At 64.4% G+C, this 23,259-nt stretch carries 28 protein-coding genes and 1 tRNA gene; 18 read left to right on the top strand and 11 right to left on the bottom strand.

All coding sequences use genetic code 11. From position 1 onward, the window contains the following. The first annotated feature begins 2 nt into the window (after positions 1–2). From BO996_RS21630 to BO996_RS21555, 16 genes are all read left to right on the top strand, one after another. Positions 3–1,505, top strand: coding sequence for a phage portal protein (locus tag BO996_RS21630; RefSeq protein ID WP_071957191.1), 1,503 nt, complete (start codon positions 3–5; stop codon positions 1,503–1,505). A gap of 53 nt (positions 1,506–1,558) precedes the next feature. Further along, complete coding sequence (locus BO996_RS21625) at positions 1,559–3,631, top strand: prohead protease/major capsid protein fusion protein (RefSeq protein ID WP_071956383.1); 2,073 nt, start codon at positions 1,559–1,561, stop codon at positions 3,629–3,631. A gap of 41 nt (positions 3,632–3,672) precedes the next feature. After that, complete coding sequence (locus BO996_RS21620; RefSeq protein WP_071956382.1) at positions 3,673–4,032, top strand: DUF2190 family protein; 360 nt, start codon at positions 3,673–3,675, stop codon at positions 4,030–4,032. A gap of 17 nt (positions 4,033–4,049) precedes the next feature. After that, entirely contained in the window at positions 4,050–4,358 is a 309-nt protein-coding gene (locus BO996_RS21615; RefSeq protein ID WP_071956381.1) for a head-tail joining protein, read from the top strand. Between the two features lies 1 nt (position 4,359). Further along, complete coding sequence (locus tag BO996_RS21610) at positions 4,360–4,830, top strand: hypothetical protein (protein WP_071956380.1); 471 nt, start codon at positions 4,360–4,362, stop codon at positions 4,828–4,830. A gap of 12 nt (positions 4,831–4,842) precedes the next feature. After that, positions 4,843–5,511: an InlB B-repeat-containing protein gene (locus BO996_RS21605; RefSeq protein ID WP_071956379.1), complete on the top strand. Its 669-nt coding sequence runs from the start codon at positions 4,843–4,845 to the stop codon at positions 5,509–5,511. Between the two features lie 68 nt (positions 5,512–5,579). Continuing rightward, positions 5,580–6,017 (top strand): hypothetical protein, encoded by a 438-nt coding sequence (locus BO996_RS21600; RefSeq protein ID WP_232240402.1) that lies wholly within the window; start codon positions 5,580–5,582, stop codon positions 6,015–6,017. A gap of 8 nt (positions 6,018–6,025) precedes the next feature. Then, positions 6,026–6,481, top strand: a complete 456-nt coding sequence (locus BO996_RS21595; protein ID WP_071956377.1) for a hypothetical protein — start codon at positions 6,026–6,028, stop codon at positions 6,479–6,481. A 15-nt stretch (positions 6,482–6,496) separates the two neighbouring features. Then, positions 6,497–11,326 (top strand): tape measure protein, encoded by a 4,830-nt coding sequence (locus tag BO996_RS21590; protein ID WP_071956376.1) that lies wholly within the window; start codon positions 6,497–6,499, stop codon positions 11,324–11,326. Continuing rightward, positions 11,323–12,273 carry a hypothetical protein gene (locus tag BO996_RS21585; RefSeq protein WP_071956375.1) on the top strand — a complete coding sequence of 317 codons (951 nt, stop codon included), beginning with the start codon at positions 11,323–11,325 and terminating at the stop codon, positions 12,271–12,273. The genes BO996_RS21590 and BO996_RS21585 overlap by 4 nt, the downstream gene beginning before the upstream one ends. Positions 12,274–12,734: 461 nt before the next feature. After that, positions 12,735–13,286, top strand: a complete 552-nt coding sequence (locus tag BO996_RS29860; RefSeq protein ID WP_232240401.1) for a hypothetical protein — start codon at positions 12,735–12,737, stop codon at positions 13,284–13,286. After that, entirely contained in the window at positions 13,283–14,080 is a 798-nt protein-coding gene (locus BO996_RS29975) for a glycine-rich domain-containing protein (protein WP_071956373.1), read from the top strand. Before BO996_RS29860 ends, BO996_RS29975 begins: the two co-directional genes overlap by 4 nt. Before the next feature lie 5 nt (positions 14,081–14,085). Further along, the gene (locus BO996_RS29850) at positions 14,086–14,520 is read left to right on the top strand and encodes a hypothetical protein (protein WP_232240400.1); all 435 of its coding nucleotides are present in this window, start codon (positions 14,086–14,088) and stop codon (positions 14,518–14,520) included. 8 nt (positions 14,521–14,528) lie between these two features. Further along, a complete protein-coding gene (locus tag BO996_RS21565; RefSeq protein ID WP_071956371.1) occupies positions 14,529–14,831 on the top strand; it encodes a hypothetical protein in 303 nt (100 codons plus the stop codon). Next, a complete protein-coding gene (locus tag BO996_RS21560) occupies positions 14,828–15,442 on the top strand; it encodes a lysozyme (protein WP_071956370.1) in 615 nt (204 codons plus the stop codon). Before BO996_RS21565 ends, BO996_RS21560 begins: the two co-directional genes overlap by 4 nt. Then, positions 15,439–15,969 carry a DUF2514 family protein gene (locus BO996_RS21555; protein ID WP_071956369.1) on the top strand — a complete coding sequence of 177 codons (531 nt, stop codon included), beginning with the start codon at positions 15,439–15,441 and terminating at the stop codon, positions 15,967–15,969. Before BO996_RS21560 ends, BO996_RS21555 begins: the two co-directional genes overlap by 4 nt. A 239-nt stretch (positions 15,970–16,208) precedes the next feature. Here the strand turns inward: BO996_RS21555 and BO996_RS29305 are convergent, their stop codons facing one another. The 6 genes from BO996_RS29305 to BO996_RS21530 all read right to left on the bottom strand — a co-directional run bounded on the left by BO996_RS29305 (position 16,209) and on the right by BO996_RS21530 (position 18,788). Further along, positions 16,209–17,015 (bottom strand): hypothetical protein, encoded by an 807-nt coding sequence (locus tag BO996_RS29305; RefSeq protein WP_156897999.1) that lies wholly within the window; start codon positions 17,013–17,015, stop codon positions 16,209–16,211. Between the two features lie 312 nt (positions 17,016–17,327). Then, positions 17,328–17,768 (bottom strand): hypothetical protein, encoded by a 441-nt coding sequence (locus BO996_RS29300; protein WP_156897998.1) that lies wholly within the window; start codon positions 17,766–17,768, stop codon positions 17,328–17,330. A gap of 53 nt (positions 17,769–17,821) precedes the next feature. Continuing rightward, positions 17,822–18,028, bottom strand: coding sequence for a hypothetical protein (locus BO996_RS21545; protein ID WP_071956367.1), 207 nt, complete (start codon positions 18,026–18,028; stop codon positions 17,822–17,824). A 5-nt stretch (positions 18,029–18,033) separates the two neighbouring features. Beyond that, positions 18,034–18,282: a hypothetical protein gene (locus tag BO996_RS21540; RefSeq protein WP_071956366.1), complete on the bottom strand. Its 249-nt coding sequence runs from the start codon at positions 18,280–18,282 to the stop codon at positions 18,034–18,036. Between the two features lie 9 nt (positions 18,283–18,291). Further along, positions 18,292–18,498 carry a hypothetical protein gene (locus BO996_RS21535; RefSeq protein ID WP_225970989.1) on the bottom strand — a complete coding sequence of 69 codons (207 nt, stop codon included), beginning with the start codon at positions 18,496–18,498 and terminating at the stop codon, positions 18,292–18,294. Between the two features lie 11 nt (positions 18,499–18,509). Beyond that, the gene (locus BO996_RS21530; RefSeq protein ID WP_013802143.1) at positions 18,510–18,788 is read right to left on the bottom strand and encodes a hypothetical protein; all 279 of its coding nucleotides are present in this window, start codon (positions 18,786–18,788) and stop codon (positions 18,510–18,512) included. Between the two features lie 53 nt (positions 18,789–18,841). On the opposite strand from BO996_RS21530, the gene BO996_RS21525 reads away from it, so the two are divergent. Further along, positions 18,842–19,540, top strand: coding sequence for an SOS response-associated peptidase (locus BO996_RS21525; protein WP_071956365.1), 699 nt, complete (start codon positions 18,842–18,844; stop codon positions 19,538–19,540). 191 nt (positions 19,541–19,731) lie between these two features. Here BO996_RS21525 and BO996_RS21520 read toward each other — a convergent pair. Both BO996_RS21520 and infA read right to left on the bottom strand, forming a co-directional pair. After that, a tRNA-Pro gene (locus tag BO996_RS21520) sits at positions 19,732–19,808 on the bottom strand. 60 nt (positions 19,809–19,868) lie between these two features. Further along, positions 19,869–20,117: a translation initiation factor IF-1 gene (infA, locus tag BO996_RS21515; RefSeq protein ID WP_012206460.1), complete on the bottom strand. Its 249-nt coding sequence runs from the start codon at positions 20,115–20,117 to the stop codon at positions 19,869–19,871. 451 nt (positions 20,118–20,568) lie between these two features. On the opposite strand from infA, the gene asd reads away from it, so the two are divergent. Next, complete coding sequence (gene asd / locus BO996_RS21510; protein ID WP_012206459.1) at positions 20,569–21,423, top strand: archaetidylserine decarboxylase; 855 nt, start codon at positions 20,569–20,571, stop codon at positions 21,421–21,423. 45 nt (positions 21,424–21,468) lie between these two features. Here the strand turns inward: asd and BO996_RS21505 are convergent, their stop codons facing one another. The 3 genes from BO996_RS21505 to fdxA all read right to left on the bottom strand — a co-directional run bounded on the left by BO996_RS21505 (position 21,469) and on the right by fdxA (position 23,224). After that, on the bottom strand, positions 21,469–21,741 hold the full coding sequence (locus BO996_RS21505; protein ID WP_224986237.1) for a hypothetical protein: 273 nt from the start codon (positions 21,739–21,741) through the stop codon (positions 21,469–21,471). A gap of 87 nt (positions 21,742–21,828) precedes the next feature. Beyond that, a complete protein-coding gene (locus BO996_RS21500; protein WP_071956364.1) occupies positions 21,829–22,881 on the bottom strand; it encodes an NAD(P)/FAD-dependent oxidoreductase in 1,053 nt (350 codons plus the stop codon). 13 nt (positions 22,882–22,894) lie between these two features. Further along, positions 22,895–23,224, bottom strand: coding sequence for a ferredoxin FdxA (fdxA, locus tag BO996_RS21495; protein ID WP_012206456.1), 330 nt, complete (start codon positions 23,222–23,224; stop codon positions 22,895–22,897). Positions 23,225–23,259 lie beyond the last annotated feature (35 nt).

Genomic DNA, 23,259 nt, shown 5'->3' with positions numbered 1-23,259 from the left:
TCATGCAGCGCCGTACCGTGCCCCGCAGGGCAACCCCTACGCTGGTTGACCGTGTTGTCGGCTATTTCTCGCCCGCGCAGGGCGTGCGCCGCCAGGTCGCCCGCGAAATGCTGGTGCGCGCCTACGAGGGTGCCAGCCGCGCCGATGGCTGGCGCGTCAAGCGCTCGGGGGCCAGCCCCACTGCCGACCACGCCGCCGATGCGCGCGAGTTGCGCATGCGTGCGCGCTCACTCGCGCAGAACGTGCCGAACATCGTGCGCGCCGTCAATGCCGTGCTCGCCATGCGCGTGGGCCAGGGCATCGTGCCGGTGTGGGCCGACGATGGCTTGGCCAAACGCTGGCGCGAATGGGTGCCCCATGCCGACTATGACGGTCTGCTGGACTTCTACGGCCTTCAGTACAAGGCCGAGCGCACGCGCGACGTGGACGGCGCCGTGCTCATCCGCAAGCACATCCAGCGCATGGGCTCCACGGTGCCGCTCAAGCTGCAGCTGTTGGAGATCGATTTTCTGGACGTGGAGCGCAACGGCGTGCTGGCCGGCGGGCGCGAGATCATCCGGGGCATCGAGTACGACAAGCGCGGCCAGCGCCTGGCCTACTACTTGTTCGACCGCCACCCCGGTGATGCCGGCATGTGGACCCTGGGCCGCAGCGGCACCAGCCAGCGCGTGCCGGCCGAGGAAATCATCCACTTCTTTGATCCCGAGCGCGCCGGCCAGCAGGACGGCATCACGCGCCTGGCGCCAATCATCGCCAAGGTGCGCGACTTGCATACCTACGGAGATTCCGAGCTGCAGCGCAAGCAGCTGGAATCTCGCATGGGGGTGCTGGCCGAGATGGAAGGGGCTGGCGGCATGCCGCCGCTGCTGCCCGAGGAGGCTGGGGGGCAGAAGCCCGGCCTCATGGACCTGGGAGATCTTGCTGGCGGCGGCATCGTGGGCCTGCCGCCGGGCATGACCAATCCCACCTTCATCGAGCCGAAGGCCGTGCCGGGCTTTGGCGACTACATGAAAGGGGGTTGGAAGGAGGTGGCCGCAGGCTATCGCTGCCCCTACGAGCTGATGACGGGCGACCTGACGGAGGTGAACTTCAGTACCTCGCGCATGAGCATGAACCAGTTCCGGGCCGAGGTCGAATCCGAGCAGTGGCGCGTCACCGTACCGCGCCTGTGCGCGCCCATTGCGCGTTGGTTCCTGGCGGCCGTGGATCTGGTTGCCACGGTGCCGGCCAACGTGGCTGCGCCGGACTGGAGCACGCCGCGCTGGGCCAGCCCGAACCCTGTGCAGGACGTGGCCAGCGACCTGAGCGCCGTCAAGGGCGGCATGCAGAGCATCAGCGAAGTCATCCGGCGCAGGGGCTATGACCCTGAGGCCGTTTTCAGCGAGCTGGAGGGCGACCTGGTGCAGCTGCGTGATCGCGGCATCCTGCCCCTGCTGGCTGCGCTGTGGGGCGCGCAGAACCCCATTGACTTAGTGGCCCAGATGGAGGGGCAGGGGCAGAAGTGAAATCGTCTCAGTTTTCCGGGATTTGAGACAGTCAAACCGGAAAACTGAGCGCCATGCCACAAGCCAACGCCCAATCTTCCGCGCCCCAGATCCACGATTTGCCGGTGCAGACGCGCGCCGCAAGCCTGGTTCCCGACACCTACAACGAGGCCGACGGTACGGTCGAGGTGGTCTGGACCACGGGCGCCATGGTGCGCCGCTATGACTGGTGGAACGACCGTCCCTACGACGAGGACCTGCAGATCACCCCCGAAGCCGTGGACATGGCCCGTTTTGACGCCGGCACTGTCCAGGTGCTGGACGGTCACCGCGCCTATGGCGGCGTGGCTGCCATCCTCGGCATTGCCGAGCGCGGCTGGATCGAAGGTGGTGAAGGCCGGGCCGTGATCCGGCTGAGCCAGCGTCCCGAGCTGGCCGGCATCGTGGCCGACATCCGCGCCGGGATCATCCGCGCCATCAGCTTCGGCTACAGCGTCCAGCGCTACGAAATCACCCGCGCCCAGGACCGCACGGACGGCATCAACGTCGATCTCTACCGCGCAGTCGCCTGGACTCCGCAGGAAATCTCTTTCGTCACTGTGCCTGCCGACCCCAACGCCGGCACGCGCAGCGCACCCACTTCCCAGGCCCCGTCCGGTGCAGCGCCCCAGGGCGGCATGCCGTGCGAGTTCTTTCAACGGGCAGCCGCCCAACCCACCACCCAGGAGCACCAACGTATGCCCCAAGCAAACCAAGCCGGTGAAGGCGGCCAGACCGCCAACACCACTCCGGCCGCCAACGTCGCGCAGAACCCGCAGAACCGTCAAGCCGAGGGTGGCCAGCAGCACGCGCCCGCCGCAGTTTTCGACGGCCAGCGCGCCGCCGACATCGTTGCGCTGTGCCAGCGCCACAACCTGGCCGATCTGCAGACCGAACTGCTGCGCAACCAGTCCACCATGGACCAGGCTCGCGCCGCCGTGCTGACGGCGCTGGACCAGCGCAGCCAGGCCAACGCCAGCGGACCCACAACCACCATCCGCACCGTGGGCGACGAGCACGAAACCCGCATGCGCGGCATCGAAAACGCGCTCATGCACCGCCTGGACCCTGGCGCGCAGCTGGACGACAACGGCCGCCAGTACCGCTCGCTGTCGCTGGTGGAGATGGCGCGCGAGGTGGCCGAAGGCCTGGGCCAGAAGACACGCGGCATGAGTCGCGCCGAGATCGTCAACGTGGCGCTGCGCGTGCGCTCCGGCATGTTGGGCACGGGCGACTTTCCTGCGCTGCTCGGTGGCGTGGGCCAGCGCGTGCTGCGTGCGGCCTATGACGAGGCGCCCAGCACCTACCAACTGTGGGCGCGCCGTGCCTCCAACCTGCCGGACTTCCGCATCCGCCAGGCTATCGGCGTGGGCGGTGATGTCGAACTCAAGAAGCTCAACGAGCACGGCGAGTACACCTACGGCAGCCTTTCCGAGGATGTCACGGGCTACCGCGCCTTCACGTTCGGCCGCTCGCTGGCCATCACCCGCCAGATGATCGTCAATGACGATCTGGACTCCCTGACACGCACAGGGACCAAATTTGCCGCCGCAGCGCGGAGCCTTGAAAACCGCCTGGTCTATGGACAGATCCTGGGGAACCCGGTCATGTCGGATGGAGAACCTCTGTTCGGTGCCGAGCACAAGAACCTGCTGACCGGCGCAGGCGCCAAGTTCTCGCTGGAAGCACTGTCCAGCCTGCGCACGCTGATGCGCAAGCAAAAGGGCCGGGACGAGGAGGCGCTGAACATCGCTCCGGCCTACCTGCTGGTCCCCTCCGACCTGGAGACCCTGGCCTACCAGTTCACCAGCCCGAACTACCAGCCCACCAAGTCCGGCGACATCAACGAGTTCCGCACGGGCGGCCGCACGGCGCTGGAGCCCATCGTGGAGCCGCTGCTGGATGACGTGTCCAGCACCGCGTTCTACCTGGCGGCCCGCGCCGGCCAGATCGACACCGTCGAGTACGCCTACGTGGACGGCTACGAGGGTCTGCGCACCGAGACCTTCTCCAGCGAAGACGTGGACGGCGTGAAGCTGCGCGCCAGCCTGGACTTTGCGGCCAAGAGCCTGGACTGGCACGGCCTGGCCAAGAGCAACGGCGCCTGAGCGCGCCGCCATCCACTCACACGCTTTCAGGAGTCCAACCCATGAAAAACTACCAACAGCGCGGCCACGTCATCGAGGTCCTGGCAGCTGCCGCCTCAGTGGCTGCTGGCCAGCCCGTGGCCATCGGTGCCATCCTCGCCGTGGCCAATGGCCCGGCCCAGGTCGGCGAGCCCTACAACGCCGAGCGCGTGGGCGTCTTTGTCCTGCCCAAGGCTGCAGGCACCGCGTGGACGCAGGGCCAGCCCCTGCGCTGGGATGTCGAAACCGGCGTATTCGCCGTTGGCGGCGCGGCCACGGCTGGCGACGTGACTGGGGCGGCGTTCGCCTTCGAGGCGGCCGACAGCGCGGCCACGCAGGGCGCCGTCTGCCTGCCCGGCGTCATCGGCACCGTCGCGGCCTGAGCGGAGCGGGTACTGGCATGACGTTCCTCCTCATCCCAGGCGCCGAGCGGGCAGGGCGCGTGCGCTCAGCCCAGCAGCGGCACCACGCCAATGCGGTGGCCGTCTGGCAGGGCGGCGAGCCCTTCGGCGTCATCCTGCGGCGCGGCCCGCGCGAGGCCTTGGGCATGGTGGGCGCCTATGTCCTGGCCTGCCGGCTGCCCGCAGACATGGTGCCTGGCATCGCCCAGGACGAGCCCATCGAGATCGACCAGGTCACCTACAGGATCGCCGAGCCGCCCCAGCCCGACGAGTCCGGCTGGGTGCTGCTGCAGCTGGAGGAGGCCTGACATGGCGCAGCACATGCAACAGCAGATCCTGGCCGCCTGGCGCGTGGATCTTGTCCTCGCGGCCACCCTGGCTGGCGACAAGGTCCGCATCGAAGGTCGCAACGCATATCCGGTAAGTGCCCTGCCAGCCATTGATATCAGCGCGGCAGATGAGGGCATCGAACCCCTCTCGGGTGGGCGCGGTGGCCTGGCCACGCTGCACCGGGAATTCCTGGTCGATGTCACCAGCATCGCCACGGGCGACCAGGCGCGCGAGCAGGCCATGGAGCTGCATGCGCAGATCGAGGAGCGCATGGGGCCTGCTGCTGATGGCGTGCTGCACGGCCTGCTGATCGCCCCACCGCGCCTGCGCGGCATCCGGGGGCAGTGGGACGACGCCGCTACCCAGCCCATCTACATCGTGCGCGGCATGTGGCTGTGCCGATACCTCACCGCCGAGGGCGCCCCGCGCGGCCCGGCATCCCATCCCTGAAAGGAAACGACCATGGCAGTCCAAAACGTTCGTACCTCGGCCGGCAGCAAGCTGCTGATCTGCGCCGCCCGGCCAGCATCCTACGATGCTGCCGGCTTCCAGGCCCTGGCCTTCAAAGAGATCGCAGAGATCACCGACCTGGCCGAACTGGGCCGGGAATACAACCAGGCCACGCATTCGCCCCTGGCAACCCGCCGCATCGTCAAGCGCAAAGGCAGCTTCAATGATGGCAGCCTGTCCGTGCCCATGGCCCGCGACATGAACGACGAGGGCCAGGTTCTGCTGAAGGCCGCCTCCGTGTCCGACGACAGCTACAGCTACTGCATCCGGCTGCAGGACGGTTCGAGCCACTACTTCACGGCGCAGTGCATGAGCTTCAAGCTCAACGTGGGCAGCGTCGATTCCATCACGGCGCACACGGCACAGCTGGAAATCGACAACGACATCATCGAAGTGCCGGCCATCTCGTTCACCCTTGCCTACACGGCAGGCGCCAATGGTTCCATCGTGGGCGTCGCAGGCCAGACCGTGCTGCAGGGCGCCACGGGCAAGCCCGTGTTCGCGCAGGCCGCGGCCGGCTTCAAGTTCGAGGAGTGGAGCGATAACAGCACGGACAACCCGCGCTCCGATGCCAACGTGCTCGCCAACGTGGCCGTGCAGGCCAGCTTCATCCCCGAGTAATTCGCCGCTGCCTTGCCCGGCTGCGGCCGGGTGGCATGCCCCTCTGTCTTTCTTTCATCGCCACCACCATGCTCAAACTTTCCCAACTCCGCGTTGCCGACACCGCTGCCCTGCATCTGAAGGATGCTGCCGGCGAACTCCTGTACTTCAAGGACCCCGCCAAAGGCGCTGGGGCTGTGGAGCAGCCCGTGCTGATCCATGTGTACGGCCCCGGTTCGGAGCCCTACCGCAAGGCCCAGCTGGGCGCCCAGCGCCGCGTCATGGCGCTGGTCAAGAAGAACCGCCGCGCGCTGGAAGAGCGCACGCCCGAGGAGCGCACTGCCGACACCGCAGCGCTGCTGGCGGACATCACGCATTCCGTCGAAGGCCTGGACCTGGAAGGACGCCCTGTGCGCGAAGGGATGCAGGCTCTGTATGCGGACCCCGCTGCCGGCTGGGTAGCTGACCAGGTCAACGCCTTTGCGGCGGACTGGGCAAATTTTTCCAAGAGTGCGCCGAAGGACTGAGCCTCTACGTGCGCACATGGGCGTGGCTCAACGCCCCGCTCAAGCCCAAGAACGGAAAAAAGACCCAGCAGCAAGATGATGAACCCAGGATCACACGCATCGAGGAAATCATGGCAGAAGGCCGTGAGCCTGACTTGCCCGACCCTGGCCCGGCCGGCTATCTCCTCGAAGTGTTCTTCGACCTGGGGCCCTTCATCAAATCGGCCATGGGCAGCATGCCCATTGGCTATGAACAGTTGGTTGCTTGGCAGTCCATCCACGGCGTGCGGCTCAGCCCGTGGGAGGGCAAAGCGCTGTGTGCACTTTCCCGCATTTGCCTGGACGCCGTTGACGCAGCAAAGGACCCTGGCGCCCCACGGCCAGGTAGTGTCGATGAGTCGCCCGAGCAAGCGGAGGAGCGGCGCGAGCGCGTGTCCAGCGGCCTGGGCGACATGCTGCGCTCGTTCCGGCGCGCGCCGAAGTGACCTGCAGGGGGCTGCATGATCGGCTCCAGCAACATCAACTACCTGCGGTTCCTGATCACGGGCGACAGCTCTCAGCTGCAGGCCGAGGTCGAGAAGTCCAAGCGCACCGTCACGGGCATGGTCGATGGCATGGCCGGCTCGCTGGGGCGTCTGGGCACGCTGCTCGGTGGAGTGTTTGCCGGCGTGTCCGTCACGGCGTTCGTCGGCAAGCTGGTATCGGTGCAGCGCGAATTCGACGTGCTCAACAGCTCGCTGGTCACGGTCACGGGCAGTGCCCAGGCCGCTGGCCGGGAGATGGCCTGGATCAAGACCTTTGCCAAGGACACGCCCTATGGGCTGGCCCAGGCTACCGAGGCTTTCGTGAAGATGAAGGCCATGGGCCTTGATCCCACCCAGGCCAAGCTCACCAGCTTCGGCAACACGGCGGCCGGCATGGGCAAGAGCCTCATGCAGATGATCGAGGCCGTGGCGGATGCGGCCACGGGCGAATTCGAGCGCCTCAAGGAATTCGGCATCAAGGCGTCCAAGCAGGGCGACATGGTGGCGTTCACCTTCCAGGGCGTCACGACCCGGGTGAAGAACTCGGCCAAGGACATCACCGACTACCTGGAGAACATCGGAAACACCGCCTTCGGCGGCGCCATGGAGCAGCGTGCCAAGACCCTGGACGGCGCCATTGCTGCCCTGGGTGACTCCTGGGACGAACTGTTCCGCACCATCAACGAGAGCACGGGTTTTTCGGAGAAGGCTGCCGGCGGCGTGCGCCTGGTCACGGACGCCATCGATGGGCTGGGCAAGATGGTCGAGAACCACCAGGGTGTGGTGATGACCTTCCTGGGTGCTGCTGGCGGCGCGGCTGCAGCGGCGGGCCTGGTGGCCGTGGGCGGGGCCATCGGTGTGGTCAAGGGCGCCATCGTCACGCTGGCGGCTGTGCTGGCCGCGAATCCGGTGACGCTTGCGCTGCTGGGTGTTGGAGTGGTGGCTGGTGCTGGCGTGGCGGCAGTCAATATGTACGCCAAGACAGCTGCGGGCATCGAGGACGCGATTGCCACCTTGCGCGTCGAGAACGAGCGGTCCGAGGCGGCCATGGCGCGCGCCGTGGCGGGTGGCCGCACGGCTGGCGCGGACAACATCGCCAAGACCATCGAGGCGCGCAAGGACCAGATCGCCAAGCTGCGGGCCGAGCTGGACATGCTCAACGCCAGCAGCAAGGGCGCTGGCGGCGGGCGTGGCTCCATCAATCCGCCCACCGCTGCAGAGGCTGCCGCGAAGAAGGCCCAGGAGGATGCGGACGCGGAGCAGGCTCTGCTGGAGATCCGCCAGAAGCTCTACGGCGTCAACAAGGACTACCTGCCGCAGCTGCAAAAACTCAACGAGCTGCGCCAGGCCGGCCGCATCACAGAGGCGACGTATGTGGACCTGGTCAGCAAGCTGGCCAAGGAAAACTACAAGGAGGACGAATCGTCCAAGGCCCGTGCCAGCTCGGCCAAGCAGCTGCACACGGCCTATGGCAACCTGGTCGATTCCATCGAGGAAAAGATTGCCTCCCAGCGCCTGGAGATCTCCGGCGGGGAGAAGCTGGGCGAAGCCGACAAGCTGCGCATCAAGTATTCGCAGGATCTGCTGGGCTCGCTCAAGGGGCTCAATGCGGGAGAGCGCGCCAACATCGAAGCCAAGCTCAAGACCCTCAAGACGCTGGAGAAGGAAAACGAGGCCCGGCAGAAGGCCCTGAAGCTGGCCGAGGAGGAACGCAAGTACCGCCAGGAGTGGATGACCACACAGGGCAAGACAGTCGAGGAGCTGACGGCCAGCAACCAAGCGCTGCGCGACGAGATCGAGCTGATCGGGCTGAGCGCCGAGCAGCAGCGCGTGGTCATCGAGCAGCGGCAGATGGCCATCATCCTGAGCAAGGAGCAGCAGCTGGCCGAGATGGAGCGCTCGGCCGCGCTCACCGGCACCATGACCATGGAGCACGCGCTGCTCCAGCAGGAAATCGAGCTGCTGCGCGAGCGCCTGGGTCTGACCTCGGTGAAGGCTTCGCGCGAAGCCTCAGCCGACGCGGCAAAGGCCAGCACCTCGGAGTGGCAGAAGGGTGTGGACCAGATCGGGCAGAGCCTGGCTGACCAGTTGATGCAGGGCGGTCAATCATTCGGTCAATACCTGAAGAATCTGGCGCGCACGCTGGTGTTCAAGCCGTTGATCCAGGCCACGGTCCAGATCGCTGGCGGTGCCCTGGGCAGTTTGTTTGGCGCCCCCGCTGCTGCTGGCCAGAGTGGTGGTGCAGGCATGGGCATGCTCAACAACCTCGGCGCGCTGGGTGCAGGTGCCCAGGCAATGTGGGGCTTCCTGCCGGGCGCCTCGGCTGCCAGCCTTGCTGGTGCCAATGCCGTTGGCATGGTTGGCGGTGATGCCCTCGGTGCCTTGATCGCAGGCAATGGCAGCTGGGCCGGTGTCGGCAGCAGCTTCGGCTCGCTGATGTCTGGCATTGGCGCTGCGATGCCCTGGATTGCGGGTGCCATCGCCATTTTCTCGCTGCTCAAGGGCGGATTGTTTGGTTCGCGCGGTGCCAACCACGTTGGCGCGGCCTACAGCACAACGGGTGCGGGCAATGACAAGGCTGCCGAGATGCTGTTCGATCGTGCGGGCGGTGACTGGTATGACGACCTGACCAAGCGCCATAACGCTGATCTTGAGAAGCAACTTGGCAAGACCGTGGATTCGCTGTCCGATGTCTATAAGCGTCTCGCGCGATATGCCGGTGACAGCGCCAAGCAGATCGATATCGTCGCGGGCTTTGCGTCGAATCCCAAGTACGACGACGAGGATTCCTACGGCTACTTCAAGCTGATCGACAAGGTGACCGGCGAGGTCCTGAACAGCTATACCAAGCGCGATGGTGCGCTTGGCACGGACCCCACCAAGGCCTATGCCCAGTTCATTGCGGACATGGGCGGTGCCCTGATCGAGCAGTTGAAAAAGGCTGATATCCCCAGCTGGATGCGCAATGTCTTCGATGACATGGGCGAGGAGATCACGCTGGAGAGCTTCAACGCTGCAATGCAGACCGTGGAGCTGACGGGCGCGGCCATCGAGGGCTGGACCCGCAACATCACCAATTTCGGCAAGTTGGGTGACGAAGCCATTGCCAAGCTCATCAAGAGTGCGGGCGGCATCCAGGACCTGATCACTGGCATGGATGCTTTCTACACGAGCTTCTATTCAGAGCGGGAGCGCATCGAGAACGCGGCCAAGGCCGTGGACAAGGCGCTGAAGGATCTCAAGATCGACATCGATCCACGCATGGGCCAGGACGCCAAGGCCAAGTTTCGCAAGCTCATCGAGGACGCCATGGCGGCCGGCGACGTGGAGCTGCTGGCCAAGCTCATCCCGCTGGCCAAGGAATTCGGCGCCGTGGCCGATGCCGCTGGCCAGGTGCTGGACACGCTCAAGAATGAGCGCCGGCAGTTGGAAGCCGAGTATCTGCGCGCCACGGGTCAAACCGACAAGTACCGCGAGGCCCTGCGCAAGCTGGCCACCGAAGGCATGAGCGAAGCGGAGAAGGCTGCATGGGACTACAACCAGGCCCTGCGCGAGGAGATCGCGCGCCTGGACCAGCGCACGGATCTGGAGCGCAGACTGCTGGAACTGCAGGGCAACACTGCCGAGTTGCGCAAGCGTGAGCTGGCTGCGCTGGACCCCAGCAATCGGGCGCTGCAGGAGCGCATCTGGGCCATCGAGGACGAGAAGGCCGCGCAGGCTGCTGCCTATGACATGTTCCGGCGTGCGGTGGACCGCGACCGGGAGGAACTGCAGCAGCGCGTATCCGTGGTCCAGGAGACCATCAACGCCATCGCCTCGTCGGTGGACGTTCTCAAGGGCGCTGCTCAGGAGCTGTATGGCACCGTCGATTCAACGGCCCAGCTCGCGGCAGTCCGCGGGATGGTCTACATCGAGCAGGCTCTGGATGGGGTGAGGGCGGGGCGCAAGCTCTCCGAATACACCGATATCGGCGGGGCCGTGCAAGCCACCCGTGCTGGCTTGGCGTCGGGTGTGTATGCCACGGACTTCGAGCGCCGCCGCGATGCGCTGGTGTGGGCTGGCAAGTTCTCCGAGCTGGGTGACCTGGGCGAGATCCAGTTGAGCGTGGAGGAGCGCTCGCTCAAGGCGCTGCAGTCCCAGCTCCAATCCCTGGATACGCTGGCCAAGCGAGCTGATGACCTGGTCAACGGCACTGCGGCGCTCACTGGCACGGTGGACGAGCATTTCAACAAGCTCATGGCTTTCTTGAATCCGGCCAAGCCCGATCAGCCGGCTGCTGGCGGTGGTGGCAGCGGTGGCGCTCAATTGGGCGGTGGTGGTCCCAGTACCGTAGGCACGCCAGTCTTCGATCCTGATGCGGGCACGCTGACCTATCCGGACGGCAGCGTGGCGCACTTGACGCCGGACGAGGTGTATTGGCACAAGCTGATTCGCGGGGATGACTGGAAGGGGCCAGTGTTTGCCACAGGGGCAGCTTTTTCCAGCGGCGTGGTATCGCGGCCCACCGTCTTTGACATGGGCCTGATGGGTGAGGCTGGGCCGGAAGGCATCCTGCCTTTGGCCAATGTCGGCGGCAGGCTTGGCGTGTATGCCGCGACCAGCTCTGGCAGCGATGAGCTGACGCAAGCGCTGTTGGCGGAGATCAGGGCCATGCGCGCTGAGCTGTCGGAGCTGCGGCAGTCATCCGCCCAGACGGCGCGTAACACGGCCGGTGCACCGCAACTGGTCGAGCAGTTCGACCAGGTCAGTGGTGGCGGCCAGCGCCTGCGCGTGAGCGCACCTGCAGCAGGGAAGGTGACGGCATGAACATTCTTCTGCCAAAAACCATTGTGGCCGAGATGTTCGGCCCCGGCACCACCGTGCCCGAAGTCGATACCGTCATGGGCGAGCAGGCCTGGGTCAGTGGCGTCGATGCCGTTGTGGGGGCTCGGCGTGTCTGGAAAGGGTCAACCTACGAGTGTGTGGGGGCTGTGTCTGGTGCGCCGGCAAACACCTATGAGCCAGGCACAACCAATGCCGCGTCGTTCTGGGAGCGCGATGAGGGTGCGCCGAGCAATCGCATGGCGCCTTTCGACAAGTACCTCTTCACGAAAACCCGCCGGCCTGGTTCTTTCACGTTCGTTCTCAAGCCCGGTTTCATCAACGGCCTTGCGATCTATGGGCTTGAGGCTGACATGCTCGACATCACCGTGCGGGCTGCGGGTGTAGACCTGATCGAGCCTGTCCATGTGGAGCTGTGGCAGCAGGCCTTCGGTGAGTGGGAATACCTCTTCGGCGATCTGCAGCGGGGGACGTATTTCACGCTCAAGGATCTGCCCATCCATCCAGATCTGGAGATAAGCATCACTGTCGCGCGCAGCAGTGCGCAGGCTATTGCCGCCGTGGGCTACATCAGCGTCGGCAATTGGAAGCGCCTGCTGTTCCCGGGCCGTACAGACATGGGGGGCACGCAGTTTGGCGTCGAAGCCAGCACTCGCGATTACTCCTACCTTGATGAGCGCAAGGACGGCACCTATACCGAGGTCGAAGGGCGCAAGGCCACCAACATCAATTTGAGTTGCGTCATCGACGCTGACCAGGCGCCGGCGGCCAAAGCGCTGCTGGACCAGATCCTGGGCAAAGCAGTCGCTATCGAGGTTGATCAGCTGCCTCGCTATGGGCACCTGGCCACCGTTGGCAAGGTAACGGGCGCTGTGCGCTCGACAGATTGGACTTCGGCGCAGGTCGATCTGCAAATCAAAGGAAACGTATGACGTCTATTGTTCCAACCCCAGCGGCTCCGACAGTGCCGATATATCCAGCGCTGGGTAGCGCTGCTTTCAACCAGGAAGCTTACGCATATGGCACTGCAATGCCCTCCGTGTCGCTGCGCATTTGGGAGATCGGCAGGTCCAGCGAGATTAACGCGACTGCTTCGTACGAGTGGGCAATGGCATCGACAGATCTTCGCGACCAAGCCCAAGCCGCTGCGGGCACCTCCGTGGCAAAGGCCGGCGAAGCAGCCGCTAGCGCTGCGGCTTCGGCCGGCTCTGCAACTGCTGCATCCACGTCGGAAGGCAATGCTGCAGGCTCGGCCACGTCGGCCTCAGGATCTGCGACGGCAGCCGCTGGCAGTGCCACAGAGGCGGCGGGGTCTGCCACGGCGGCGAATACCGCGAAGACTGGGGCGGAGTCAGCGCGCGACGCTTCTCAGGCCTACCGTGACCAAGCGGCCGTGTTCGCCACTCAGCAGATCAAGGGAAGCAGCACGACGAGCGTGACGCCGGGCGCTGGGGCCAAGACCTTCACCATCGAGGCCAGCCGCTCGTTTGTGACCGGCATGTATGTTGTGGCCACGTCCACCAGTGACCCAGCAACCCAGATGAGCGGCTACGTGCAGAGCTACAACCTGACCACGGGCGCGCTGGTCATTGGCGTTGACATGTACAGCGGGACGGTGGCGAAGGCCGATTGGGTCATTGGTGTTGCTGCCCCTGGCGCGGCCGATTCAATGACCACGCAGGTTCTGACTGCATCCGCTACGGCTGTGCCTGGGGTGCATTACGTGCTGGCCACTGCGGGCATCACGCTCACCATTCCCACGAATTTCAGCGCTGGCCAGGCAATCGGCTTCGGCATGTCGCGTGGCATTGCGACCGCGTATGTGGACTGGCTGACGAACAAGGTCAAGGGACGCACGCCCGGGGTGATGCAGCTGCTCAGCCCGAACGACTCTGCTGTGTGCCGCAAGGTTAATGAGACAGATGGATTTATGGAGGCCGCATGAGCTTTTTCTCTGAATTTTTCGGTGGTGGCGGCGGCGGCAGGCTGCGCTACCAGGACTTCCAAACCTCCGGCACCTTCACGCCATCGGCGATCCTGCAGGCCAATGGCGGGCCGTGTGTTGTGGTGTTGGTCGGCGGGGGTGGCGGGGGTGGTGGCTCGACGGCAAGCTCCGGTGCGGGCGGCGGTGGAGGAGGTGGTGGTGCGGTTCGCATCCAGCCGCTGACGATTACCACTGCGCAGACCGTGACCATTGGCGGCGGCGGCGCGTCTGGCACCGCTGGCAGCCCGTCCAGCATCGGGTCGCTGCTGACCGCTGCTGGGGGCGGTGCGGGCGCCGTTGGCAACGGCTCCACAAATATCGGTGGGGCTGGAGCCAGCGGAGGAGGTGGTTCGCGGGTCTGTGCGGGTGGCGGCGGCGGCGCTGGTGCGCCCGGTCAGGACTTCACAAACTATTCAACAAGCTCTCCGGCCAATCTGGCGGCTGGAGGCTCCGCCTCGTATGGCTCCTCCGGTGGCTATGGTTCCGACGCCAACGGCGCAAACGTCAGGAGTGGCGATGGTGGTGCCGGTCTGGAGGGATTCGGCGGCGGTGGTGGGGGAGGCGGCACGGGATCAGCGCGCCCAGGTCGTGGGTGCCACGGAGGAGGCGATGGCGGGCCAGTCGGCGGCGGTGCTGGAGGGGCAGGGCGCGCCAACTCTGGTGGCGGGGGTGGCGGCGCCGGCACGCAGGCTGGAGCGGCAAACAGCGGCGGCGCGGGTGGCTCCGGCTTCTGCCGCATTTACTGGTGGGAGTAAGGACGATGGAGTACGCACTTATCAAGGACGGAGTTGTCGTGCGCTGCATCGTTGCTGATGCGGAGTTTGTCGATGGCATCCGCGACATGTGGGACCGCATCGAACCCGTTGCAGCCGGTGTGGGCATTGGCTGGGCCTGGACTGCAGAGGGCTACTCACCGCCGCCGCCTGCGCCTGCCGAGCCGGAGCTGCCAGCCGAGGCGCCGCACTCCTGCTCGCGTCGCCAGGGCCGGCTCGCACTGCTCATGCTGGGCCTGCTCGATACAGCCGAGGCGGCCATTGCCGCGATGCCCGAGGGGAGCGACAAGCGCGGGGCCCAGATCGAGTACGAGGCCGACACCTGGGAGCGGCACAACCCGTTTCTGTCGGCCCTGTGGGCGCAGCTGGGCGGCACGCCGGATTCGCTCGACGAGGCCTTTGCGCTCGCCGTATCGCTGTAGGAGGATCAATGCAAGACGATTTCGGAAATGCAATAAACCCTCACACGGCGCGCAACATCAATGCCCGGCTCGATGAGGGCGATGTGCGAATGACGCGCATTGAAGCAGAGCTGCGTGTCAACACCGAGGCCACGGAGATGGTCCGCGCCAACACGGCGGAGATGTTGGAGGTGTTCAAGGCCGCGCAGGGCGCTTTCCGCGTACTCCAGTGGATCGGCAGGGCGGCCAAACCCATCACCTACATCGTGATGCTTGGCACGGCCGGTATCGCGTTCTGGAAGGCTTTGATGGTGGGCGGAGGTGGCCGATGAACGAGACACTTCGCAATCGACTCCTGGCCTCGGCAGCGGGCTTGGCAGCCGCCGCTGCCGGCGGCTATGTCGCCACGCAGGAGGTCGGGCCCAGCCCCGCTGTGACGCTGGCCCGCGAGATCGGGCTGCACTACGAAAGCAGCGGCCGGCACATCGGCACGCCCTACATCGACCGCCTGGGCAAGGGGCAGCCGCTGACCGTCTGCGCGGGCGTCACAGGCCCCGAAGTTGTGGCGGGGCGCTACTACAGTCCCGAGGACTGCGAGCGCCTGGAGCGTCCCAAATACCGCGAGGCCGAGCGCCAGGCGCGTCGCGCGCTGCGGCACTGGGACACATACAACGTGTGGGTGCAGGCCAGCTTTATCGACATGGCCTACAACGTGCCCTCGGCGCTTGCTCCTGACACAACGGTCGTGCGGCTGGCGAACGCCGGGCAACTCGATGCTGCATGCCTGCAGATGCCTCGATGGGTCTATGGCACCGTGAACGGCGTGCCCACGCGGCTGCCTGGTCTTGTTGATCGCCGCGATGCCACCCGCGAGTTGTGCGCGCAGTGGGGCAGGGACGGGCATTTCAGCGCAGCCCTGGTCGCGGCAAAGGCGGCGCCATGATCGCCGGTCTCAAGGCCTATGCGTGGCAGGCGCTGGCCCTGCTGCTCGCGGCTCTGCTGGCCTGGCAGGCCATGGCACGGTTGGGCGCTGAGCGCGATGCGGCCCTGGCCCGCGCCGAACTGGCCGGCGAGCGCGAGGCGTCGGCCACAGCCGCGCGCCAAGCATCTGAGAAATACCGCAAGCTGGAGGACAAGAACCGTGACGACATGCACAACATCGACACCCAGGCCCGGCAGGACTTGGCGCGCTTCGCAGCTGACGCTGACGCTGCTCGCGCTGCTGCTGGCCGGCTGCGCGGCGACCTCGCCACCTACATCACCGCCCACCGTGCCGCCGCCCAGGCTCGCAACACTGCCGGACAGTGCGCGCCAGACACCGCAGCCCTCGATCTGCTCGCCGAGTTGCAGCGCCGCGCTGACGAGCGAGCGGGAGCGCTGGCGCGCATTGCTGACGATGCCCGTGGCCGAGGCGGCGCCTGCGAGCACGCCTACGACACCGGCAGCGCAATGATGGAGGCGGCGCGGTAGGGTCCGAGTGCTCGCCGCGCTGATGGCGTGCACGGCGCCGCTGACGCCGCGCTGATGTGGGATGCATGGCCGACCGTCTCGCGCTGAACGGTTTTTGTTTCTGTTGCGCGTGCGGTAGTGGACCGCTCTCGGACAATTGCCGCCAGTGGCGAGAAAGACAAGCGGCCGTTCAACTTGAACGTGAGGGCCCCAGAAGCGCGCGGAAGCGTGCCTCGAGAACATATGTGTCTATTGGTCTTTTATTCCTTCGTGGGCACTGCGGTCAAAAAGCCATTGGGCACATCGATTGGAAGCTCTGGTAAATCGTTCGAAAAAATTTCGTTTAGGGGTCTATCGGCCATCCCGAACGCGGACAGGAAAAGCTCCGCGCCGTGCGCCGAAGGTTGACAAACGATCCCTCCATCGGGTGCCGCAGTAAAAAGCTGGGCCATGTGTTCCTTCGGGCCGTACTGAAACTGTTCTCCGATGAGGTTGTCCCTGTGCAAGCCAAAGAAGATATGGCTCAATAACTGGGAGAACTGTTGCCGCTCACTTTCGTCGAATGCCATGGAAGTCGCAAAATCTTCATGGCTTACGAAGAATTGCATCTTCGGACGAGTTTCCACATTGAAGGGCAGTTCCTTGCTCATGAAAAGGCGTCGCACAGTCGCGTAAATAAGAAAGTGGGCACGTAGCTGATATGTAGACATTGAATCAACGATCTTCGCCAGCCTTGCGCCTCTGTCATCCCGACCGCCCTCAGTACGGGCGGAAGCTAGAATGCCACCAAAATATTCAACGGCAAGTGGATCATTCGCGTACGAACCTTCATTTATTACGTTTTTGAGTACCTTTGGAGGCACCTCGCCTGGAGTGTCAGCCTTGGCACCCAACTTCCCCTGCGCCGACGCAAAGATTCGACCAACGGCTTCAGCTCGCTTTTGAGTGAAGTCCTTTAGCCCGTTGCCTAGGTAATCCGCTGTGGGACCTAGGAGTTTCTCTAAACCGTCCTTGCCTAGGTATGCAACCACTGCACCAAGACCAACCGCTGTTATTGGATCTGCCATAAATCTTCCTTAATTTATTACTTAATGCTGACCGCAACGAGCCACAGGTCATATCTGGCACTTTCGGTCTGAGCAGGTTCGTGAGCGAATTCGTTTCAAACGCAAGAACTATAGCCTGTGCACGGAGTTGGTTCATGCAACACATGCTTCGTATGCCATCAAATGGCCGCTTTGCAGGTCTTTCCTGAAGAACTGCTCAGGGTCGCATGCGGCAGTCGAGAGCCGATACCCTGCCGCCCCGAGGGCTGCGAGGTGCGGCTGCTGTCCGCGCTGATGGCGTGCACGCGGCCGATCAAGCGGTAGGCTGAGTTATTAGTCAACGAACCATTGCATCGGGACGTTAATGAGAGTCTTGCCTATCAGAGAACCGTCGCTCAGTCGGATCTGCGCCTGAGAGAACTGCCCCCGGGTGTTGATCATGGTGCTCACGCTTTGTGGAGGGCTGGACACGTTGGAAAATTGCGCCCCAATGGAGTTATCGGCGGCTAGAACGGGATTGTTCGCACATACCACCGCTTGTGAAGCATCGTATTTCACTGCTGCTACGGCACATTGCACCGACCAAGCATGTTTCCCGGCGTCATCCGACACGACTTTGACAGATGCGCCATTGGTCACTGCTGTTCTCAACGACTGCAGCGAGCCAGCAGTCGCATTGCCGGCAGCGTCATTTGCGTACACGAGGGTCCATGCGTGCGATGCGCCTGCGCTGAGCGCTATAGCTGCAACCGCGAGAGTTCGGGTGAAGAGCATGATTGTTTCCATATGTATATGAACCAGCATTGTATGCAGGCTTACTCTGCCAATCAGCCCTCCGGGCAGATCTCCATGGCCCAATCCAGCGCATCAGCCGCAGTAGGGTGCGGCCCGTCGAACGCGCGGATGCCGCGCTCATCGTCCCAGAGTGCTCCGCTCCATCGCCGCGCAGTAGGGAAGGGCAGGTGGCCGTAGTCCACGACACAGGCGTACCAGCCTGGCGCCGTGGGCTGGCCACCCCACATGAGCGAGTCCATGTAGCTCAGCCAGCGGGTTGCTCCAGTTGCACGGCTCCACGACCACACCAGTGCCAGAAATGATTGCGGCCGTGCGAATAGCGCTGCAGTTCAAAAGTGATGCGCACTCGGCCTGCAAGCAGGGTGTCAATGTCACTGGTTATGTACTGCGGCTGCCCACGCTCGGGAGGGGGCAGCAGGCGCTGAGCTGCCGACATCTCTTCGCCGCGCACTTTGGCGATTACGCCGCGTTCGATCTGGCTTTGGTTTTGCATGGTGAGCTTTCAGAAAGGGGCCGGCGACCGGTCAACGGAGACCGGGCCACAGCCGCTGTACACACGGTCGTCTCCCGGCCCCCAAACGACGAACCAATCGCTGTGGATTTGCTCGATGCGATAGTCCTCAGGCAGCCCTGGCAGCACCTGCTGTGTTGGCCAATCCAGCCATTTCGGGTAGGTGAGCAGCGTCGGAAATTCTTCGTACTTGAGCATGCCGAACTCCATCAGTAGTCGAACTCGCAGGACCACTCCTGCGCGTGCCATGCGCGGTCACAGTGCTCCAAACCGCTGAACTTCATCTTGCCCGCGCACGCGTAGATCAGCCGCGGCTCGAACAGTTGGTTCTTGCCGTCGTCTCCGAGGATGCGCAGCACGGGAACGGTCCGCTTCTCGCCAGGCACGGGTGCGTGCAGCAGGTCCAGCTCGCCCTTGATGTACTGCAGCGGGCCGCGGTGATAGCTGCGCGCGCCTGCCTCGCGGAGGATGGTGACTTTGACTTTCATGACTGTATAAATATACAGTTATCTGGCAGAGCGAGAAAAGTTAGCATCCACTTATGTGCAATCGATATAACACCCCGCGTGAGATCGAAGTTGAGCGCATGTGGCGGGTCGGCCGGCAGGCGCCACTGCCATGGTGGAAGCCGCACGTCACGCCGCTGGCCCTGGGGCCGTACATTGCTGCAGGCGGCGTGCTGGAGGTGGGGCAGTGGGGGATGATTCCGCGCTCATCCAAGACTCGCCGGCCCATGACCGCCGACGGTAAGCCCATGTCAACGAACAACGCCCGGCGCGAGACCGTAGCAAAGTCATGGACCTATGCCCCTGCCTGGCGCGCCGGACAGCGCTGCTTGATTCCAGTGGAGAGCTGGGTGGAACCGTACTGGGGCCTGGGCAGCCGCAATGTCTGGTGGTCGTTCCGCCGGGCCGATGGGGAGCCTGCGGCCTTGGCCGGCCTGTATTCGGAGTGGGTGGATCCGGCGACTGGCGAGGTCGTGCCGAACTACACGATGATCACCCAGCCGGCGGACGGGCACCCGGTGCTGTCGATGATGCACAGGCCCGGCAAGGAAAAGCGCGGCGTGGTGATGCTTGAGGAGCCGGACTGGGATGCTTGGCTGCACGGCACGCCGGACCAGGCCGACGCACTGATCAAGCTGCCGCCGCTGGGCGTGCTGAGGAGCGGAGCTGAGAAACCAGAGGAGGAGGCGCTGCTACCAGCCGAGCAGCTGGCGGAACTGAAGGCCGAAGGGTAGAGCGCCGGCCCACACTTGGCGATGTTGATTTTTCCCGGGACGGATGTAGGCGCTTCAAAACGCAAAAAAGCCCCCTCGGCTGCCATTACGGCGCCGAGGGGGCTTTGTCTTTTTTGCGCCTTCTGGTTAGAAGACCCTGAATTTGGTTAGAAGAAAGGGGTTAGCCCTTTCGAGCTAACCCCTTGATTCATTGGTCGGAGCGGCGGGATTCGAACTCGCGACCCTCTGCTCCCAAAGCAGATGCGCTACCAGGCTGCGCTACGCTCCGACTAAAACGCTATTGTAGCGTCAAAAAAATGGGTATTTTCGCAATGGGCGAATTTTTTGCTCAACGCGAGCCAGGTCCCGGGCCGCGGTTGGCCAGGTGACGGAAGGTGATGCGGCCCTTGGTCAGGTCGTAGGGCGACATCTCCAGCGACACCTTGTCGCCAGCCAGGATGCGGATGTGGTGCTTGCGCATCTTGCCGCCGGTGTAGGCGATCAGCTGGTGTCCGTTTTCCAGCGTCACACGAAAGCGAGAGTCAGGCAGGACTTCCGTGACGGAACCCTGCATTTCAATCAGTTCTTCTTTGGCCATGTGTTCAATCTCTCAGGTCTGGGTCGGTTGCGGCACTCACTTGTCGGAACCACGAAGGCCTTGCCTGGCCCACAGAACATGGGGTACGTGGGCCGAGGCTGAAAAAGCAGTGGATGTTCTGCGCAAGAGGCGCAGACCGAACGGAAGGCCAGGTCACAATGGTGTCGCAAAGGCAAAGCCCGGCAACAGCTAAACCTCCCAATTCTACAGCGTTGCATTCCTGCGCGTGCGCGGCCCAATGCGGCCGTCGCACGCAAAACACAGGTTGGATTTTTGCTGGAACGGTGCTGCCTTTTGTCATCTGCGTTTCATCCGCGGCCTCCGGAAATCGTGCGCGTGGCTTCAAGGCGGGTATGACAAGTGCTGAAAGCGGCGGGAGGAGTGGAGGGCGAGGGGTGTGGGTTGGCTAGAATCCGCCCACAACTTCTATTACTTTCATAGCAAAACCTCGATGTCTGATCGACTTGCCGTTCTCTCCCAGTATCTTTTGCCCAAGCAGGCGCTGACTGCCGTCATGGGGCGCCTGGCCCAGGCGCGTGCTGGCGACCTGACCACGGCAGTCATCCGCCGCTTCATTGCACGCTATGGCGTGGACATGTCGGAGGCGGCCGATTCCGATCCTGCGGCCTATGCCAGCTTCAACGAGTTCTTCACGCGGGCGCTCAAGCCCGGTGTGCGGCCGCTGGCTTCGGCCGACTGGGTCTGTCCGGTGGATGGGGCCATCAGCCAGATCGGCGCCATCGAGGGCGAGCAGATCTTCCAGGCCAAGGGACACAGCTACAGCGCCACGGCGCTGGTTGGCGGCGATGCGCAGTTGGCGCGGCAGTTCGACAACGGGCATTTCGCCACCATTTACCTGAGCCCGCGCGACTACCACCGCATCCACATGCCCTGTGCCGGCCGGCTGCGGCGCATGATCTATGTGCCGGGCGAACTGTTCTCGGTCAACCCGGTCACGGCGCGCGGCGTGCCGGGCCTGTTTGCGCGCAACGAGCGCGTGGTCTGCGTTTTCGATACCGACCATGGCCCCATGGTGCTGGTGCTGGTGGGCGCCACCATCGTGGGCAGCATGGGAACGGTGTGGCACGGCATCGTCAATCCGCCCCGTCCCGGACGCATCCAGGACTGGCGCTATGACGACCAGTCCATCGTCCTGGGCCAGGGCGAGGAAATGGGGCGCTTCCAGCTGGGCTCCACCGTCGTCATGCTGTTTCCCGCATCGGCAGGGCTTCGCTTCAACGGGCAGTGGACGCATGCTGCGCCCGTGCGCCTGGGCCAGAAGATGGCCGGGCGCAACGAGGCCTGAGCCTGGATGGATGATCGATGAGACCGGGCCCAGGCCCGGTTTCTTTCAAAGGATCCAGCTCAGGGCTTCAGGGCGCCTCTGTGTGGTGAACATCGAAGGCGTGATGCTCAGCCGTTCAGGCCTGACGGGGTCTTCATGGCCGACCAGGTAGACCATCAGTTCGCGACGGCGCAGTATCACGTGGCTGACCTTCTCGGCCTTGCCGTTTTGCGTGACATGCGTGCCGGGGCGAAACAGCGGCATCTGGAAGGTGAAGCTGCGCGGATCGGCCGGTGGCGCGATCGCGGTGCTGGGAGGGGCTTCGAGTGTGGCAACCATAGGCTTGATGTGCATGAGTGGACGCTGCCAACTCTATCGACACTGCCGCGCCAAACTGTAGGGCCGCCGGGGGGCGGCCACGAGGAATCATGCCTGCGGGTGGGAAACGCCAAGGATGGCGTGCAGCCGTGCGCTGGTCGTCGTGTACTGCAGCAGCGGTTTTTCGCCCTGCAGATACTCGGCGGCGGCAAAGGCCGCCATGGTGGCTTCATGGAAGCCGCACAGGATCAGCTTGTGCTTGCCCGGGTAGCTGACGATGTCGCCAATCGCATAGATGCCTGGCGCATCGGTGGCCTGGGTTGCGGGGTTCACCAGCAGCTGCTTGCGTTCCATGGCCAGGCCCCATTCGGCGACCGGGCCCAGGCGGGGGGAGATGCCCAGGCAGACGACCAGTTGCTGCGCCGCCAGTTCGTGCTCCTGGCCTTCGCCATCCATCCACTGCACGGCGCGCAGTTGGCCTGCATCGGCATACAGTTGCGTGATCTGGCCGATCACCACGCGGATGGCGCCGCTGTCGCGCAGCTCCTGCAGGCGCTCCAGCAGTGCGGCCGAAGCCTGGAAGGCGTCGCGGCGGTAGAGCAGGTAGGTGGCCTGGGCCCTATCGGCGCAGGCAATGGCTGCGGCCACGGCCTCTTCGTCGCCACCGTGGACGATGGCGGTCTGACCGCGCACCATTTCCAGATCGGCAGGATGGTAGTGAAGCTGGCCTGCAGCCAGCAGCTCCACGCCGGGCACCTTCAGCGCCTTGGGCACAAAGGCGCCCACGCCAGCCGCAATGAAGACGCTGCGCGCGTGCAGTTCAAGGCCTTGCGAGGTCTGCGCCAGCCAGCGGCCATCGTCCATGCGCTGCAGCCGGGCGACCTGCTGGGAAAGGTGCAGTTGCGCATCCATGGGCGCGATCTGCCGCTGCAGCAGCTGGACCAGTTCATGGCCCGTGCATACCGGAATGCCGGGAATGTCGTAGATGGGCTTGTCGCCGTACAGCTGCGCGCACTGCCCGCCCACATGGGGCAGGGCATCGACGACATGGCAGCGAATGCCTTGCAGGCCCAGCTGAAACACCTGGAACAGGCCCGCCGGGCCCGCGCCTATGACGAGGGCATCGGTCTGGATCGGTTGCGTGCCGGAGGTGTCTTGCATGGGCTGCGCGGCTTCAGCGTTCGAGCTGGTCCAGCTTGCCGGGCTTGCCGTTCCAGTCGTCGGCGTCGGGCAGCGAGGCCTTGCGCTTGGTGATGCTCTTCCAGCCCTTTTCCAGCGACAGCTCGGCATTGAGCTTGATGAAGGCCAGTTGGTCGGCGGGGACGTCTTCCTCGGCAAAGATGGCATTGGCCGGGCATTCGGGGATGCACACGGCGCAATCGATGCACTCGTCAGGATCGATCACGAGGAAGTTGGGGCCTTCGCGGAAGCAGTCCACGGGGCAGACATCCACACAATCTGTGTATTTGCACTTGATGCAGTTTTCGGTGACGACGTGAGTCATGGGAGTCTTTTATGGCAGTGTGAATGTCGGTATCA

It is taken from the genome of Delftia sp. HK171 (assembly GCF_001886655.1).
Classification (GTDB): domain Bacteria; phylum Pseudomonadota; class Gammaproteobacteria; order Burkholderiales; family Burkholderiaceae_C; genus Comamonas; species Comamonas acidovorans.
This window is presented reverse-complemented; position numbering and strand designations above follow the sequence as displayed.